Origin of the sequence: Dietzia sp. B19, assembly GCF_014145155.1 — a bacterium.
GTDB classification, from domain to species: domain Bacteria; phylum Actinomycetota; class Actinomycetes; order Mycobacteriales; family Mycobacteriaceae; genus Dietzia; species Dietzia natronolimnaea.
This window is the reverse complement of the sequence record NZ_JAALED010000545.1, coordinates 560-1,581: the sequence shown is the minus strand read 5'-3', so window position 1 is coordinate 1,581 and position 1,022 is coordinate 560. Positions and strand designations below refer to the sequence as shown.

At 66.3% G+C, this 1,022-nt stretch carries 1 protein-coding gene; it reads left to right on the top strand.

The genetic code is table 11. From position 1 onward, the window contains the following. Positions 1-9: 9 nt before the first annotated feature. A complete protein-coding gene (locus G6020_RS14840) occupies positions 10-879 on the top strand; it encodes a nucleotide sugar dehydrogenase (RefSeq protein ID WP_347238396.1) in 870 nt (289 codons plus the stop codon). Positions 880-1,022 lie beyond the last annotated feature (143 nt).

Sequence of the window (1,022 nt, the reverse complement as noted above, 5' to 3'; positions counted from 1 at the left end):
GGTTTCGCGGTGGCCGACACGCTCACGCCGGATCGGATCGTGATCGGGGTGCGTGAGCCGGGCGGGCCGGTCGAGGAGGTGGTGCGCGGGGCGTACGCGCCGATCCTGGACTCGGACCCGTGTCCGGTGATCGTGACGGACCTGGCGACCGCCGAGTTGGTCAAGGTCAGCGCGAACGCGTTCCTGGCGACCAAGATCAGCTTCATCAACGCGGTGTCGGAGGTGTGTGAGGCGGCGGGTGCGGATGTGACGGTGTTGGCGGATGCGATCGGGATGGATGCGCGGATCGGCCGCCGGTTCCTCAACGCGGGGCTTGGTTTCGGTGGTGGGTGTCTGCCCAAGGACATCCGGGCGTTCATGGCGCGGGCGGGGGAGTTGGGTGCCGATCAGGCGATGTCGTTCCTGCGTGAGGTGGATTCGATCAACATGCGGCGTCGGGAGCGGATGGTGGATCTGGCGACCGAGGCGTGTGGGGGGATGTTGATCGGTAAGACGATCGCGGTGTTGGGGGCGGCGTTCAAGCCGAACTCTGATGATGTACGGGACTCGCCGGCGCTCAATGTGGCGGGGATGCTCTCGCTGAAGGGTGCGCAGGCGGTGGTGTACGACCCACAGGCGCTGGAGAACGCACGGGCGATGTTCCCGACGTTGGCGTATGCGGGGTCGGCGCTGCAGGCGTGTGAGGGGGCGGACGTGGTCCTGGTGGCCACCGAGTGGGCCGAGTTCCTCGAGTTGGACCCGGCGGCCGTGACGGCGGTGGCGCGCGGGCGGATCATGCTGGACGGCCGCAACTGCATGCCCGCCGACGCCTGGCGCGCGGCCGGTTGGACCTACCGCGCACTAGGCCGCGGAATACCGGCTGAAGCGTCTGGCCAATAGTTGAATGGCGTCTCGCGAGAAAGTGGTTGAACAATCATGGGCTATTCGACAAATCCCTGTTTACCGGACCTTCGTCCTTGAACCGGCGTCGACCCGTGCTATCGGTCTGCCGGAGAGTCAGAGTAGTCCTACAATGGACCGGT